Raw genomic sequence first — 16,437 nt, forward strand, 5'->3', positions numbered from 1 at the left:
ACTATTAGGCTGCCGGGAATACTCTGGCCTGGATCACTCCATGTTCGCACTTTATCGCACGGCGCTTCCTGCGCTAGGCCTTGCATTGATTCTTCCTTGTACCGTACAAGCGGCCACTGGTGAAACGCCAGAAAACTCTGCCGACACTCCACCCCGCGCCTTGCAGCGCCAGCCCCTGGCCGAGCGCAGCCAGGAGGACGCCCTGGCTCTGGAGCGTCACGTTCCCAAGGCCGAACAGCAGATGCTGCAAGCGGGCAACGACACCTTCCTGGCCTTGTGGAAGCCGGCCAATAGCAGCGAACCTGAGGGCGCTTTGATCATTCTCGCCGGTGCCGGTGAAACGGCCGACTGGCCGAAGACCGTCGGCCCACTGCGCCGCAAGTTTCCTGATGTTGGCTGGCATACCCTCAGCCTGGGCCTGCCCGACCTGCTGACCGACAGCCCGCAAGCGCGGATCGATACCGCGCCGGCGGCCAGTGAAACCGTCGCTCAAGGTCAGACAGCCCCCGCCAAGGACACCCCTGACGACGCCAATGCCAGCGTCGAAAAAGCCACCTCGCTCGAGAACGAAACCAGCGACGCCCCATCGCCGCTGCAAGGACCAGGTGCCGATGACACGGCCGACGCCGAGCGCATCTTCGACCGCCTGGAGGCCGCTGTTGCCTACGCCCAGCAACACAATGCCCGCAGCATCGTCTTGCTCGGCAACGGCAGCGGCGCTTACTGGGCCGCCCGGTACATCAGCGAACGGCATCCTGCCCAGATCCAGAAGTTGGTCATGGTCGCCGCGCAGACGCCGGCGCAGGTCGATCACAGCCTGGACAGCCTGGCGACGGCATTGAAGGTGCCCACCGCCGACTTTTTCTACACCAGCCAACCCCAGGCCCGACGGGCAGCCGAGCTTCGCCTGCAAGCCAGCAAACGGCTCAAGGACAGCAATTACCGCCAGGTGGGATTGGCTGCCTTGCCCGGTAACGGGGCGGCGGAACAAGAGCAATTGTTCCGCCGGATCCGTGGCTGGCTGAGCCCGGAAAGGACCGATTAGAACCCGCGACGCTTGCGGATGATGGCGTACGCCTGATGCAACTCGCGCGTGCGCTCGGTAGCTTCGCGCACCTGGAGCGGGCTGGCACCACTGCCGACCAGCTTGTCGGGATGATGACGGCTGAGCAGTCGCCGATACGCCTGTTTGATCTGGCCCGGCTCTGCTTCGGCGGCGACGCCAAGCATCCGCAGCGCCTGTTGGTAGCCCAGGCCAGTACTGGTCAGCGCTGGCCTTGGCGGCTCGTATTCCAGCGCCAGGGCCTGGACCCTGGTTGCTGACCATCCCAACTGCTGCCCCCAGTCAAGCAGCAATTCGCGTTCCTGGCGCCCGGCCCGGCCATCGGCCCAGACCATGCGCCAGCACGCGCGCAGCATGCCCTCGGCAGCATGGGGTTGCAGGCTCAGCCGGCGCAGGTAACCGCCCAGGCGTTCCTTGCCGCTCTTGCCGCGGTTGAAGGCGGCAATTGCCCGACGTCGTGCGGTATCGTTCATTTCCAGGCGCTGCATTTCCAGACGCGCCTGCTGGATATGACCATCCGCCACTCGCCCGTCACACTTGGCCAGGCGCCCGAGCAGCACGAACAGCACCTCGTCATCGCGCAACACCGAACGCCCACCAAGGCGCTCACGCAGGTGCGCCCAACTGTGCAACTGCAACCGGCGGTCCATCGCCTGACCCAGCAATGCCCCCAGCAATGCGCCGGGAATACTGGCGATGGCGAAGCCCGCCCCGGCGCCAATCACCGTGCTCGGCCACAGCATCTCAGCGACGCCCGGCGATCAGCTGTTCGACGTGCGCCAGGCGCTCCTGCGTACCGACGTCCACCCAGTGCCCGCTGTAATGCTCTCCCGTAACCAGGCCGGCCGCCATGGCTTGGCGCAATAGCGGCGCAAGTTTGAAGGCACCGGCGGTACAGCCGTCGAACAGACGTGGGTCGATGACCGCGATACCACTGTATGTCAGGGTGGCCTGCCCTTCCTCGGCGTCACTTACCCGGCCCTGCTGCAGGCAAAAATCACCCTTGCCGTGGTGCCCTGGGTTGTCGACCAGCACCAGATGGGCAAGGTCCTCGGGCTTTTGTGGCAAGCGAGTGAAGTCGTAATCGCTCCAGACATCGCCATTGACCAGGACAAAGGGTTCACTGCCGAGCAACGGCAAGGCCTTGAAGATCCCGCCACCGGTTTCCAGGGGCTCGCCTTCGGCGGAATAGCGGATGCTCAACCCCCAGCCCGCGCCACTTCCCAGGTGAGCTTCGATCTGCGCACCCAGCCAGGCGTGGTTGATGACCACTTCCTTGAAACCTGCAGCCACCAGGGCTCGCAGGTGGTACTCGATCAATGGCACACCAGCTACCGGCAACAAGGGCTTGGGCGTGTGCAGGGTGAGCGGACGCATCCGCTCACCTTTGCCGGCCGCCAGAATCATCGCCTTCATGGACGCGCTCCAGCACTGGCCTGCAGGCTCTCGATCAGTTCATCCAGCTCGGCCAGCTCCGGACGACGGGCGATCACTTCATCTATATAGGCGAAGAAACGCGGCACATCGGTCAGGTAGCGAGGCTTGCCGTCGCGGTGGCAGATGCGGGCAAAGATGCCGATGACCTTGAGATGGCGCTGCACCCCCATCAGGTCGCTGGCGCGCCAGAAGCCCTCGAAGTCCGCCTGGACCGGAACACCCTTGGCCTGCGCGCGCTGCCAATAATCCTTCAACCAACCTTCCACCCGAGCTTGCGGCCAGCTCAGGAAGGCATCCTTGAACAGGCAGGTGATGTCATAGGTGACAGGCCCATAGACCGCATCCTGGAAATCCAGCACGCCTGGATTAGGCACACTCTGCATCAGATTGCGTGGCATATAGTCGCGGTGCACCAGTACTTTTGGCTGGGCCAAGGCACTGTCGATCAGCAGCGTGCTGATGCGCTGCCAGGCGGCCAGCTGCGCGTCCGTGAAACCCAGGCCCAGTTCCCGGCCCACATACCACTCAGGGAAAAGCTCCAGCTCCCGGCGCAGCAATGCCACGTCGTAGCTGGGCAACGGCGCGTCCGCGGGCAGTTGCTGGAAGGCCAGCAACGCCTCGATGGCATCATCGAACAGGCCATCGGCGTTTTCGCCGTCGATGACATCCAGGTAGGTCTGCGTGCCCAGGTCGCTGAGCAACAGGAAACCACGCTCCAGGTCCTGGGCATGGATCACCGGTACATTGACGTGCGCACTGGCCAGCAAATGGGCGATATCGACGAAAGGCCGGCAGTTTTCCTGCGGCGGCGGTGCATCCATGACCACAAAGCTGCGGCCTTCGGCCTGCCAGCGGAAATAACGGCGGAAGCTTGCGTCACTGCTCGCGGCAGTCAGGGTACCTGTCGGTACAGCCCCCCAGCCGTGTTGCTGGAACAGATTTGCCAGTTGTTCGGCGAGCCAGGCTTCAAGGTATTGCAGGCGTACATCGTGATCGGGCATTACAAGGGTCTCCGACGGCCCTAGCCGTCAAGCGGGTCATGCTTTATTATCCAGCATCTTTTTCAGACCATCGAGAGGCGTGCGGCCCCACACGCGGGCAGATGGCACGCAGGAAGCCCGGACTAATAAGATGGCATTGAAATCCCCCGCGTTTCGTAAAAAATTCCCGTTGCTGGTCACCGGCGGTCTGCTGGCGCTGCAACCTCTGACCACTTCATTCGTGGTCGCCGCAGAGCAATTCGACTGCCAAGTGTCCGCTGCCGGAGGCTGGGACTGCAAGCCCAAGACCAACGCTGCCGCCCTGCCTCCTCGCCCGGTACATGCTGGTGCGGCTGTCAGCTCGACTGGCGAAACGTCCGACGCCTCCGGTGAAGCCGTCGAAGACGCCGGCAAAGGCCCGATGCTCGTCACCGAGAGCAAAGGCCGTGGCCTGAAAACCCGCAGCACCGACTACAGCCACCTGGACTGGGTCCCTCGCGATCAGCTCACCCCCGCCCAGCTCGCCGAAACCGGGCCTTACTGCGCCGGTGCCTACATCGAGCCGGCCCGTCCCGGCATGGATGACACCACACCGAAGGACGAAGCACCGACCTTCATCGGCGCCAAGGTTTCGCGCTACCAGCAAGAGCAGCAGATCGCCACTCTCGCCGGCGACGTAGTCATGCGTCAGGGCAGCATGCAGGTAGAGGCCGACGAGGCCAACCTGTACCAGGCCGAGAACCGTGGTGAACTCAGCGGCAACGTCAAGATCCGCGACAACGGTTCGCTGGTCGTGGGCGATCACGCCGACATCCAGCTCGACACCGGTGAAGCCAAGGTCGATAACGCCGAATACGTGATGCATAAATCGCGCATCCGCGGTAACGCGCTGTACGCCAAGCGGGCTGAAAACGCCATCATCCGCCTCAAGGATGGTACTTACACCACCTGTGAGCCGAACAGCAACGCCTGGCAGCTCAAGGGCAACAACATCACCCTGAACCCGGCTACCGGCTTCGGTACTGCGACCAACGTCACCCTGCGGGTCAAGGATTTCCCGGTGTTCTACACACCGTACATCTACTTCCCGATCGACGACCGTCGCCAGTCCGGCTTCCTGCCGCCGTCGTTCAGCACCAGCAGTGACACCGGCTTCACGCTGGTAACACCGTACTACTTCAACCTGGCGCCGAACTACGACGCCACCTTGTATCCACGCTACATGGCCAAACGCGGCCTGTTGATGGAAGGTGAGTTCCGCTACCTGACCAAGTCCAGCGAAGGACAGTTCGGTGGCGCCTACCTGAACGACAAGGAAGACGAGCGCAAGCTGCAGTCCGACTACGAAGAAAAACGCTGGATGGTCAACTGGCAGCACAAGGGCGGTCTGGATTCTCGCCTGATGACCGAGGTCGACTACACCGACATCAGCGACCCATTCTATTTCCAGGACCTGGAGACGGATCAGATTGGTGTCGAGAGCCAGGACTTCATCAACCAGCAGGGTGCGTTGACCTACCGTGGGGACAACTACACAGCGCGGTTGAACGCCCACGCCTATGAACTCGCAACCATCTCGCAGATCACCCCTTACGACCGACTGCCTCAGCTCACCCTGAACGGCATGCTGCCGTATCATCCGGGTGGCCTGGATTTCAGTTATGAGTCCGAGGCTGTGCGCTTTGACCGTGACCTGAAAGATGACTTTGTCCTGGACGAAGACGGCAACCCTGACGCCAGTGCTGGCGCACCGGGTCGCCGGCTCGACGAAAACATTTTCGGTGTGGCGCGCTCGAACGGCACGCGGCTGAATTTTGCACCCAAGATCAGCCTGCCTCTGTCCGCTTCCTACGGCTATGTAACCCCTTCTATCAAGTACGTGACCACCCATTACGATCTGGATTTGGACAGCAAAGGCGAGAGCGATCTGGCCAGCGCCTCTCCGGAAAGTCTGGACGTACTCGGCCGGTTCAGTGGCACCCAGAACCGCAACGTGCCGATCTTCAGCATCGACAGCGGCCTGTACTTCGACCGCAACACCCAATGGTTTGGCAAGAACTATCGCCAGACCCTCGAACCGCGTCTGTTCTATCTCTACGTCCCATATGAAGATCAGGTCGACATCCCGATCTTCGACAGTGGCGAGACACTGTTCGACTACAACTCGCTGTTCCGTGACAACCGCTTCGCCGGCACGGACCGCATCGGAGACGAGAACAAGCTCTCGCTGGGCGTGACCAACCGCTGGATCGAAGAAAACGGCTTCCAGCGCCAGCGCTTCAGCATTGGCCAGGCCTTGTATTTCAAAGATCGCAAAGTCCAACTGCCAGGTATCGACTATCGCACCCGCGCCGACGCCCAATCGGACGTCTCGCCGTATGCGCTGGAATACGAATACCGCTTCAACCGCGACTGGCGCTTCAATTCCGACTTCAACTGGGACCCAGACAGCCGCAGCACCCGCTCGGGCAGCGCGATGTTCCACTACCAGCCTGAAGATGACGTGAACAAGGTCGTCAACCTCGGCTACCGCTACCGCAACGATATGGTCATCTACGACCAGACCACCGGTCGCTGGCAAGTCGGCGGCGGTGACTACGGCACCCCGGGCGATCCGAACTACATCAAGGACTACTACAAGATCCAGCAACATGACTTCTCGGTCATGTGGCCGATCGTTCCGCAGTGGACCGCGATCGCTCGCTGGCAGCACGACTACAACCGCAACCGTACCCTGGAAGCCTTTGGTGGCTTCGAGTACGACAACTGCTGCTGGAAGCTGCGTCTGATCAACCGTTACTGGATCGATTACGACGACTTCAGCCAGGCAACCCCGCAAAACGAAAAAGGCGACCACGGCGTCTTCCTGCAGATTGTGCTGAAAGGCCTCGGCGGCGTAGTGGGCAACAAGGTCGAGTCTTTCCTCGACCAGGGCATTCAAGGTTATCGTACACGTGAAGACCAAGCTTACTGATTGTCTGCGCCCGCTATTGCTGGGCGCTGTATTGCTGAGCGGTGCGGCGCATGCCGCCGTTCAGCCTCTGGATAGTGTCGTGGCCATCGTCGATAACGACGTGGTCATGAAAAGCCAGTTGGACCAGCGCGTACACGAGGTCGAGCAAACCATCGCCAAGCGCGGTGGCGCTGCGCCACCCCCAGGCGTACTGGACCAGCAAGTGCTCGAACGCCTGATCGTCGAAAACCTGCAACTGCAGATCGGCGAGCGCTCCGGCATCCGCATCACCGACGAAGAGCTCAACCAGGCCATCGGTACCATTGCCCAGCGCAACGGTATGAGCCTGGAGCAATTCCGCGCAGCCCTGGCCCGCGACGGCCTGTCGTTTGATGATGCGCGCGAGCAGGTCCGTCGCGAGATGGTCATCAGCCGCGTGCGTCAACGCCGGGTAGCCGAGCGTATTCAGGTATCGGAGCAGGAAGTAAAGAACTTCCTCGCATCAGATCTGGGCAAGATGCAGCTGTCCGAAGAGTTCCGCCTGGCCAACATCCTCATCCCGACCCCGGAACGCGCCGATTCTGCCGCGATCCAGGCAGCCGCCAAACAAGCGGGCGAGGTGTATCAGCAACTCAAGCAAGGCGCCGATTTCGCCCAACTGGCGATTGCCCGTTCGGCCAGCGAAACAGCCCTGGAAGGTGGCGAAATGGGCTGGCGTAAAGCCGCGCAATTGCCGCCGCCCTTCGATCGCCTGCTCAGCTCGATGTCGGTGGGTGATGTCACCGAACCAATCCGCACCCCGGGTGGCTTCATCATCCTCAAGCTGCAAGAAAAGCGCGGCGGCCAGACCATGGTCCGCGACGAAGTCCACGTGCGCCACATCCTGATCAAGCCAAGCGAAATCCGCAGCGAAGCGGCGACCAAGCAACTGGCCGAGAAACTCTACGACCGGATCAAATCCGGTGAAGATTTCGGCGAGTTGGCCAGAAGCTTCTCGGAAGATCCAGGCTCCGCCCTCAATGGCGGCGACCTCAACTGGGTTGATCCGAACGCGCTGGTGCCTGAGTTCCGTGAGCAAATGGCCAATGCACCCCAAGGTGAAGTGACCAAGCCATTCCAGACCCAATACGGCTGGCACGTACTGGAAGTCCTCGGCCGTCGCGCTACCGACAGCACTGAGCAGGCGCGTGAGCAACAAGCAATGAACGTTCTGCGTAATCGCAAATACGACGAGGAACTGCAGACCTGGCTGCGCCAGATCCGCGATGAAGCCTACGTTGAAATCAAGCTTCCTGGCGCCAATCAGGCCTCCCAGTGAAACCTAGACGCTTCGCCCTCACACCCGGCGAACCAGCCGGCATAGGTCCCGACCTGTGCCTGCTGCTCGCCGCGCAAGCCCAGCCTCACCCCCTGATTGCCATCACCAGCCGTGACCTGCTCGTCGAGCGGGCCACGCAGCTAGGTGTGGCCGTCACATTGTTGCCGGTGAGCCCCGAGACCTTCCCAGCCAAGCCAGCCCCTGCCGGCAGCCTGTATGTGTGGGATACACCGCTGCAAAACCCGGTAGTCGCCGGCCAGCTCGACAAGGCCAACGCCGCGTTCGTGCTGGAAACCCTGACCCGCGCCGGCCAAGGCTGCCTGGATGGGCACTTTGCCGGAATGATCACCGCCCCCGTTCACAAAGGGGTGATCAACGAGAGCGGTATCGCCTTTTCCGGCCACACCGAGTTCCTGGCCGACCTGACCAGCACCGCACAAGTCGTCATGATGCTGGCGACCCGAGGCCTGCGTGTTGCCCTGGTGACCACTCACCTGCCCCTGCGCGATGTTGCCGATGCCATCACCCCGGAGCGCCTGGAGCGCGTGACGCGGATCCTGCATGCCGACCTGCAACAGAAGTTCGGTATCGCCAATCCGCGCATCCTGGTCTGCGGCCTCAACCCGCACGCGGGTGAAGGGGGGCACCTGGGCCATGAAGAAATCGACACCATCGAACCCACACTGGCACGCCTGCGAAGCGAAGGCATGGACCTGCGCGGCCCGTTGCCTGCCGACACCCTGTTTACCCCCAAATATCTGGAGCACTGCGATGCAGTGCTGGCGATGTACCACGACCAGGGCCTTCCCGTACTCAAGTACAAGGGTTTTGGCGCTGCAGTGAACGTGACCCTGGGCCTGCCGATCATCCGCACGTCGGTCGATCATGGCACCGCCCTGGATCTGGCCGGCAGCGGCCGGATCGACACCGGGAGCCTGCAGGTCGCGCTGGAAACCGCCTATCAGATGGCCGAGACCCGACTATGAGTGAGCAATACCAACACCGGGCGCGCAAGCGCTTCGGCCAGAACTTCCTGCACGACGCCGGCGTCATCGACCGCATCCTGCGCTCGATTCACGCCAAGTCTACCGACCGCATGCTGGAAATCGGTCCGGGCCAGGGCGCCCTGACCGAGGGCCTGCTGGGCAGCGGTGCACAGCTTGACGTTGTAGAGCTGGACAAGGACCTGGTCCCGATCCTGAACCAGCAGTTCGCCGGTCGTGGCAACTTCCGCCTGCACCAGGGCGATGCCCTGAAATTCGATTTCACCAGCCTGGGCGCTGCGCCAAACAGCCTGCGCGTGGTCGGCAATCTGCCGTACAACATCTCCACGCCACTGATCTTCCACCTGCTCAGTAATGCCGAGCTGATTCGCGACATGCATTTCATGCTGCAAAAGGAAGTGGTCGAGCGCCTCGCCGCGGGCCCTGGCGGTGGTGACTGGGGACGCCTGTCGATCATGGTCCAGTACCACTGCCGAGTAGAGCACCTTTTCAACGTCGGCCCTGGCGCGTTCAACCCGCCGCCGAAGGTTGACTCGGCCATTGTCCGGCTGACGCCCCATGAGACTCTCCCCCATCCTGCCAAGGATCATCGCCTGCTGGAGCGCATTGTCCGCGAAGCCTTCAACCAGCGCCGCAAGACCTTGCGCAACACCCTCAAGGCGCTACTCAGCAGCGACGCTATCGAAGCCGCTGGCGTCGATGGCAGCCTGCGCCCGGAACAGCTGGACCTGGCGGCATTTGTGCGCCTGGCCGACAAGCTGGCCGAACAACAGGGTAGCCACTGAAAGTCGTACACGGCCAGTCATGTTGCATGACTGGCCGGCAACCCCGCCAATGGCCTAGACTGGTGCAATTGCCGTATCCGCGTCTGCTTCCAAGGCCCCTTGCATGTCTGATCCTCGCTACCAGATCGACGTCAGCGTCGTGACCCGCTTTCTCAAAGAACAATCCGACTCCGAAAACGACCGCTTTGCCTTTGCCTATACCATTACCGTAGTGAACAACGGCACGGTGCCAGCCAAGCTGATGTCCCGGCACTGGCTGATCACCAACGGCGACGGCCTGGTCGAAGAGGTCCGTGGTGCCGGTGTCATCGGTCAGCAACCGTTGATCGAACCTGGCAAGAGCCACACCTACAGCAGCGGCGCGGTCATCAGCACCACGGTAGGCACAATGCAGGGCACCTACCAGATGCTCGCCGAAGACGGTAAGCACTTCGATGCCATCATTGCCCCGTTCCGCCTGGCAGTTCCAGGAGCCCTGCACTGATGGCTGTATACGCAGTCGGCGACCTGCAAGGTTGCCTGCAACCTCTCAAGTGCCTGCTCGAACGAGTCAATTTCAACCCGGCAGCCGACCGCCTGTGGCTGGTGGGCGACCTGGTCAACCGTGGCCCGGAATCACTGGAAACCTTGCGTTTTCTCTATTCCATCCGCGAATCGCTGACCTGCGTGCTGGGCAACCATGACCTGCACCTGCTGGCGGCATGGCACAACATCGAGCGCCTCAAAAAGCACGACACCCTGCGGGAAATTCTTGAGGCGCCCGACGCCGGTGAACTTCTCGACTGGCTTCGTCGACAAAAGCTTTTGCACTACGACGAGCAACGCAGCGTCGCGTTGGTACATGCCGGCATCCCCCCCCAGTGGACATTGGGCAAAGCCCTCGAGCTGGCTGGCGAAGTCGAAGAAGTATTGCGCGACGACAATCGCCTCAAGCCCTACCTTGACGGCATGTACGGCAACGAGCCGAACAAGTGGAGCAAGGACCTCAGTGGCGTGACCCGCCTGCGAGTGATCACCAACTACTTTACACGCATGCGCTTTTGCACCAGTGAAGGCAAGCTCGACCTCAAGGGCAAGGAAGGCGCCGATACCGCGCCGCCAGGCTACAAACCCTGGTTTGCCCATAAGGGACGCCGCTCACGCCACGTGAAGATCATCTTCGGTCACTGGGCAGCACTTGAAGGCCGTTGCAAGGAGCCCGGGGTCATCCCCCTGGATACCGGATGCGTCTGGGGCGGGGCCATGACCCTGTACAACGTCGACAGTGGCGTGTTCCACCGATGCGACTGCACCGACGAAGGAACACCTCGCCCACAGCCGGCGCTGGAACAACCGGCTAGAATGAACGACCAGTCCTGAAGGAAACCATTCCCATGAGCGAATTCAAACGCATCCCTCCCGAGCAGGCCCAGGCCCTGCGGGAGCAAGGTGCGGTCGTGGTCGATATTCGCGACCCGCAAACCTACGCCGCCTTGCACATCGCAGGCTCCAAGCACCTGGACAATCATTCGGTCGCCGACTTCATTCGTGGCGCAGATCTCGACGCTCCGACCGTAGTGGTCTGCTACCACGGCAACTCCAGCCAGAGTGCCGCCGCCTACCTGGTCAGCCAGGGCTTTTCCGACGTCTACAGCCTGGACGGTGGCTTCGAGCTGTGGCGCGGCACCTACCCTGCGGAAACCGCCCAGGGCACTGCCGAATAATTTTTTTCATTTCCTGCAGCCCGCGTCCTGTGCGGGCTCGCGCCTGACCTGACGAACGGTCGCCATCAACAATTCATCCAACCGCCCTTGACCTCCCCGAGAACGAACTATCCTTAAGCCCAGGCCATCCAAAAAGGGGAGAGCCGGTACACCGGCGTGCGGGTCATCGGTAGCGAATTTACAGGTGTTCTGGGGGGTATACAGCAATCGGTAGTCCCGGTTGCATGCCAGCATCAGCTGACTGATCCGGCGTCGGCTCCACGTATCGAGCGAGGTGACGTCATGAGTATTTTTAGCCACTTCCAACAACGTTTCGAGTCCACCCGTCAGGAAGAACTTTCGCTGCAAGAGTACCTTGAGCTCTGCAAGAGTGATCGCAGCGCTTATGCCTCGGCGGCCGAACGCCTGTTGATGGCTATCGGCGAGCCGGAGCTGGTCGACACCTCGAACAACTCCAGGTTGTCGCGGATCTTCTCCAACAAGGTGATCCGCCGCTACCCGGCATTTGAAGACTTCCACGGCATGGAAGAATGCATCGACCAGATCGTCTCCTACTTCCGCCATGCCGCCCAAGGGCTAGAGGAGAAGAAGCAGATCCTCTATCTCCTGGGGCCGGTGGGTGGCGGCAAGTCTTCCCTGGCTGAAAAGCTCAAGCAGCTGATGGAGAAAGTGCCCTTCTATGCCATCAAGGGCTCGCCGGTGTTCGAGTCGCCACTGGGACTGTTCAATGCCACCGAGGACGGCGCCATTCTTGAAGAGGACTTCGGCATTCCGCGTCGTTACCTCAATACCATCATGTCGCCCTGGGCGACCAAGCGCCTGGCTGAATTCGGGGGCGATATCAGCCAGTTCAAGGTGGTCAAGCTGTACCCATCGATCCTCAACCAGATCGCCGTGGCCAAGACCGAACCTGGTGACGAGAACAACCAGGACATTTCGGCCCTGGTCGGTAAAGTCGATATCCGCAAGCTCGAGGAATACCCACAGAACGATGCCGATGCCTACAGCTACTCGGGCGCACTGTGCCGGGCCAACCAGGGCCTGATGGAGTTCGTCGAGATGTTCAAGGCGCCCATCAAGGTCCTGCACCCACTCCTGACCGCCACCCAGGAAGGCAACTACAACAGTACCGAAGGTCTCGGTGCCATCCCCTACTCCGGCATCTTACTGGCGCACTCCAACGAATCGGAATGGCACAGCTTCCGCAACAACAAGAACAACGAGGCGTTCATCGACCGTATCTACATCGTCAAGGTGCCGTACTGCCTGCGGGTCAGCGATGAGATCAAGATCTACGACAAGTTGCTGTTCAACAGCTCGCTGGCCAAGGCTCATTGCGCGCCTGACACCTTGAAGATGCTCGCCCAGTTCACCGTGCTGTCACGGTTGAAAGAACCTGAAAACTCGAACATCTACTCGAAAATGCGGGTCTACGATGGTGAAAACCTCAAGGACACCGACCCAAAGGCCAAATCGATCCAGGAGTACCGCGACGCGGCCGGTGTGGATGAGGGGATGAACGGCCTTTCGACCCGCTTTGCCTTCAAGATCCTTTCCAAGGTGTTCAACTTCGACCCACACGAAATTGCTGCCAACCCGGTGCATCTGCTTTATGTACTGGAGCAGCAGATCGAACAGGAGCAGTTCCCGGCCGAGGTACGCGAGCGGTACCTGCGCTACCTGAAGGAGTACCTGGCACCGCGCTACATCGAGTTCATCGGCAAGGAAATCCAGACGGCATACCTCGAGTCCTACAGCGAGTACGGCCAGAACATCTTCGACCGCTACGTGCTGTACGCCGACTTCTGGATCCAGGACCAGGAATACCGCGACCCGGAAACCGGAGAGATCCTCAACCGTATCGCCCTCAACGAGGAACTGGAGAAAATCGAGAAGCCGGCAGGCATCAGCAACCCGAAGGACTTCCGCAACGAGATCGTCAACTTCGTCTTGCGCGCCCGAGCCAACAACAATGGCAAGAACCCGACCTGGCTAAGCTACGAAAAGCTGCGCGTGGTGATCGAGAAGAAAATGTTCTCCAACACCGAAGACCTGCTGCCGGTCATCAGCTTCAACGCCAAGGCCAGCAAAGAAGATCAACAGAAGCACAACGACTTCGTCACCCGGATGGTAGAACGCGGTTACACAGACAAACAAGTTCGGCTGCTCTCGGAATGGTACCTGCGCGTCAGAAAATCGCAGTGACCGAGCTGTAAGTGGCAAGCCGCAGGCTCTATCCCAGGCATTTGCTGTCTGCCTGGCAGGGCTTGCGGCTTGAAGCTTGAGTCTTCAGCTCCCGGAGGGGCCTATGAGCTATGTGATCGACCGACGCCTGAACGGCAAGAACAAGAGCACGGTCAACCGCCAGCGCTTTCTGCGGCGTTACCGTGACCACATCAAGAAAGCCGTCGAGGAGGCCGTAAGTCGCCGCTCTATTACCGATATGGAACATGGCGAGCAGATCAGCATACCCGGTCGCGATATCGACGAGCCGGTGCTGCACCACGGTCGTGGCGGCAAGCAGACAGTCGTCCACCCCGGCAACAAGGAGTTCACTGCTGGCGAACACATCGCCCGCCCCCAGGGTGGAGGCGGTGGAGGCGGACGCGGCAAAGCCGGTAACTCGGGTGAAGGCATGGATGAATTCGTCTTCCAGATCACTCAGGAAGAGTTTCTTGAGTTCATGTTCGAAGACCTCGAACTGCCCAACCTGGTCAAACGCCATCTGGCCGGCACCGATACCTTCAAGACCGTGCGCGCGGGTATCAGCAACGAAGGCAATCCGTCACGGATCAACATCATCCGCACCTTGCGCTCAGCACACGCCCGACGCATCGCCCTGTCTGGCAGCAGCCGCGCAAAACTGCGCGAAGCCCAAGAGGAACTGGCACGCCTGAAGCGCGAAGAGCCCGACAACTTCGGCGATATTCAGGAAATAGAAGCGGAAATAGAACGGTTGAGTGCCCGTATTCACCGTGTACCTTTCCTCGACACCTTCGACCTCAAGTACAACTTGCTGGTCAAGCAACCCAACCCCAGCTCAAAAGCGGTGATGTTCTGCCTGATGGACGTCTCTGGCTCCATGACCCAGGCCACCAAGGACATCGCCAAGCGCTTCTTCATCCTTTTGTACCTGTTCCTCAAGCGCAATTACGACAAGATTGAAGTGGTCTTCATCCGCCACCACACCAGTGCTCGCGAAGTCGACGAGGAGGAGTTTTTCTATTCCCGGGAAACCGGCGGCACCATCGTTTCCAGCGCCTTGAAACTGATGCAGGAAATCATGGCCGAGCGCTACCAGGCCAGTGAATGGAATATTTACGCCGCCCAAGCCTCCGACGGCGACAACTGGAATGACGACTCGCCGATTTGCCGCGAGATCCTCACCAAGCAAATCATGCCGTTCGTCCAGTACTACACTTACGTGGAGATCACTCCCCGCGAACATCAGGCATTGTGGTTCGAATATGAACGCATCGGTGAAGCCTTTGCCGATACGTTCGCCCAGCAGCAGCTGGTGTCGGCCGGTGATATCTATCCGGTCTTCCGTGAACTCTTCCAGCGCAGGTTAGTGACATGACCGCTAGAGAGCAGAAGCGCCAACCCATTTCCACCGGGTCCGAATGGACATTCGAACTGATCCAGGCCTATGACCGGGAAATCAGCCGCCTGGCCGAGCGCTATGCCCTGGACACCTACCCCAACCAGATCGAAGTGATTACGGCTGAGCAGATGATGGACGCCTATGCGTCCGTGGGCATGCCCCTTGGCTACCACCACTGGTCATACGGCAAGCACTTCCTGAGTACCGAGAAATCCTACAGCCGTGGCCAGATGGGCCTTGCCTACGAAATCGTGATCAACTCCGATCCCTGCATCGCCTACCTGATGGAAGAAAACACCATCTGCATGCAGGCCCTGGTGGTTGCCCACGCCTGCTATGGGCACAACAGCTTCTTCAAAGGCAATTACCTGTTCCGCACCTGGACCGACGCCAGCTCGATCATCGACTACCTGGTGTTCGCCAAGCAGTACATCACCCTATGCGAGGAGCGCCATGGCATCGACGCGGTCGAAGACCTGCTCGACTCCTGCCATGCCTTGATGAACTACGGTGTTGACCGCTACAAGCGGCCGTACCCGATTTCCGCGGAAGAAGAGCGGCGCCGGCAGAAGGAACGCGAAGAACACCTGCAAAAGCAGATCAATGACCTGTGGCGCACCATTCCCAAGGGTGCCGACAAGAATAGCGAGCGCGACAATGCGCGCTTCCCCGCCGAACCTCAGGAAAATATTCTCTACTTCATCGAAAAGCATGCACCCTTGCTCGAACCCTGGCAGCGGGAAATCGTGCGTATCGTGCGCAAGATCGCCCAGTACTTCTATCCGCAACGCCAAACCCAGGTGATGAACGAAGGCTGGGCCACCTTCTGGCACTACACGCTGATGAACGACCTCTACGACGAGGGCCTGGTAACCGACGGCTTCATGATGGAGTTCCTGCAGTCGCACACCAGCGTAGTGTTCCAGCCCGGTTTCGACAGCCCTTATTACAGTGGCATCAACCCGTATGCCCTGGGCTTTGCCATGTACCGCGACATCCGCCGCATGTGCGAACACCCCACCGAGGAAGACCGCCGCTGGTTCCCCGACATCGCCGGCAGCGATTGGCTGTCGACCATCAAGTTCGCCATGAGCAGCTTCAAGGACGAAAGCTTCATCCTGCAGTACCTGTCACCCACCGTGATCCGCGACCTGAAGCTGTTCAGTATTCTCGATGACGACCAGCGCGAAGATCTGCTGGTGCCGGCCATCCATGACGAAAGCGGCTATCGGATCATCCGTGAAACCCTGGCTGCCCAGTACAACCTGGGGAACCGCGAACCGAACGTGCAGATCTGGAGCATCGACCGGCGCGGCGACCGCTCCCTGACCCTGCGTCACCAGCAACACGACCGCAAACCGCTGGGCGACTCCACCGAGGAAGTGCTCAAGCACCTGCACCGCCTCTGGGGCTTCGATATCCACCTGGAAACGCTGCAGGGCGACCAGATCATGAAAACTCATCACGTACCGCCCAAGGGCGAGCACAGCGAAGCGGAGTACGGTCGCCTGGACCTCGCGGTCGTGCACCTCTAGTCCCCCTGCCCTCCGTTGCTGCCAGACAGGTTATCCTGTGGCATCAACGGAGGTT

The 16,437-nt window shown here is 60.6% G+C and carries 14 protein-coding genes; 11 read left to right on the forward strand and 3 right to left on the reverse strand.

The genetic code is table 11. The annotated features are described in order from the left end of the window. Nucleotides 1–40: 40 nt before the first annotated feature. A complete protein-coding gene (locus H621_RS0104125; RefSeq protein WP_028942144.1) occupies nt 41–1,045 on the forward strand; it encodes an alpha/beta hydrolase family protein in 1,005 nt (334 codons plus the stop codon). Here the strand turns inward: H621_RS0104125 and H621_RS0104130 are convergent. Genes H621_RS0104130 through H621_RS0104140 form a run of 3 tightly spaced genes read right to left on the reverse strand, consistent with a single transcriptional unit; the run spans nt 1,042 to nt 3,501 of the window. After that, nucleotides 1,042–1,806 carry a TerB family tellurite resistance protein gene (locus H621_RS0104130; RefSeq protein ID WP_028942145.1) on the reverse strand — a complete coding sequence of 255 codons (765 nt, stop codon included), beginning with the start codon at nt 1,804–1,806 and terminating at the stop codon, nt 1,042–1,044. The two genes, H621_RS0104125 and H621_RS0104130, sit on opposite strands and share 4 nt — an antisense overlap. Before the next feature lies 1 nt (nt 1,807). After that, entirely contained in the window at nt 1,808–2,479 is a 672-nt protein-coding gene (gene murU, locus H621_RS0104135) for an N-acetylmuramate alpha-1-phosphate uridylyltransferase MurU (protein WP_028942146.1), read from the reverse strand. Beyond that, a complete protein-coding gene (locus tag H621_RS0104140) occupies nt 2,476–3,501 on the reverse strand; it encodes an aminoglycoside phosphotransferase family protein (protein ID WP_028942147.1) in 1,026 nt (341 codons plus the stop codon). The genes murU and H621_RS0104140 overlap by 4 nt, the downstream gene beginning before the upstream one ends. Nucleotides 3,502–3,631: 130 nt before the next feature. On the opposite strand from H621_RS0104140, the gene H621_RS0104145 reads away from it, so the two are divergent. From H621_RS0104145 to H621_RS0104190, 10 genes are all read left to right on the forward strand, one after another. After that, entirely contained in the window at nt 3,632–6,454 is a 2,823-nt protein-coding gene (locus tag H621_RS0104145) for an LPS-assembly protein LptD (protein WP_028942148.1), read from the forward strand. After that, entirely contained in the window at nt 6,435–7,751 is a 1,317-nt protein-coding gene (locus H621_RS0104150) for a peptidylprolyl isomerase (RefSeq protein WP_028942149.1), read from the forward strand. The genes H621_RS0104145 and H621_RS0104150 overlap by 20 nt, the downstream gene beginning before the upstream one ends. Next, nucleotides 7,748–8,737, forward strand: a complete 990-nt coding sequence (gene pdxA, locus H621_RS0104155; protein WP_028942150.1) for a 4-hydroxythreonine-4-phosphate dehydrogenase PdxA — start codon at nt 7,748–7,750, stop codon at nt 8,735–8,737. The genes H621_RS0104150 and pdxA overlap by 4 nt, the downstream gene beginning before the upstream one ends. Next, entirely contained in the window at nt 8,734–9,540 is an 807-nt protein-coding gene (gene rsmA / locus H621_RS0104160; RefSeq protein ID WP_028942151.1) for a 16S rRNA (adenine(1518)-N(6)/adenine(1519)-N(6))-dimethyltransferase RsmA, read from the forward strand. Before pdxA ends, rsmA begins: the two co-directional genes overlap by 4 nt. Before the next feature lie 103 nt (nt 9,541–9,643). Then, on the forward strand, nt 9,644–10,024 hold the full coding sequence (apaG, locus tag H621_RS0104165) for a Co2+/Mg2+ efflux protein ApaG (protein ID WP_028942152.1): 381 nt from the start codon (nt 9,644–9,646) through the stop codon (nt 10,022–10,024). Continuing rightward, nucleotides 10,024–10,899: a symmetrical bis(5'-nucleosyl)-tetraphosphatase gene (locus H621_RS0104170; protein ID WP_028942153.1), complete on the forward strand. Its 876-nt coding sequence runs from the start codon at nt 10,024–10,026 to the stop codon at nt 10,897–10,899. The genes apaG and H621_RS0104170 overlap by 1 nt, the downstream gene beginning before the upstream one ends. Before the next feature lie 14 nt (nt 10,900–10,913). Continuing rightward, nucleotides 10,914–11,243, forward strand: a complete 330-nt coding sequence (glpE, locus tag H621_RS0104175) for a thiosulfate sulfurtransferase GlpE (protein ID WP_028942154.1) — start codon at nt 10,914–10,916, stop codon at nt 11,241–11,243. A gap of 282 nt (nt 11,244–11,525) precedes the next feature. Next, nucleotides 11,526–13,448: a PrkA family serine protein kinase gene (locus H621_RS0104180; RefSeq protein WP_028942155.1), complete on the forward strand. Its 1,923-nt coding sequence runs from the start codon at nt 11,526–11,528 to the stop codon at nt 13,446–13,448. A 103-nt stretch (nt 13,449–13,551) separates the two neighbouring features. Continuing rightward, nucleotides 13,552–14,823 (forward strand): YeaH/YhbH family protein, encoded by a 1,272-nt coding sequence (locus tag H621_RS0104185; RefSeq protein WP_028942156.1) that lies wholly within the window; start codon nt 13,552–13,554, stop codon nt 14,821–14,823. Beyond that, nucleotides 14,820–16,382, forward strand: coding sequence for a SpoVR family protein (locus H621_RS0104190; RefSeq protein WP_028942157.1), 1,563 nt, complete (start codon nt 14,820–14,822; stop codon nt 16,380–16,382). The genes H621_RS0104185 and H621_RS0104190 overlap by 4 nt, the downstream gene beginning before the upstream one ends. Nucleotides 16,383–16,437: the final 55 nt, after the last annotated feature.

It is taken from the genome of Pseudomonas vranovensis DSM 16006 (genome assembly GCF_000425805.1).
Lineage (GTDB): Bacteria > Pseudomonadota > Gammaproteobacteria > Pseudomonadales > Pseudomonadaceae > Aquipseudomonas > Aquipseudomonas vranovensis.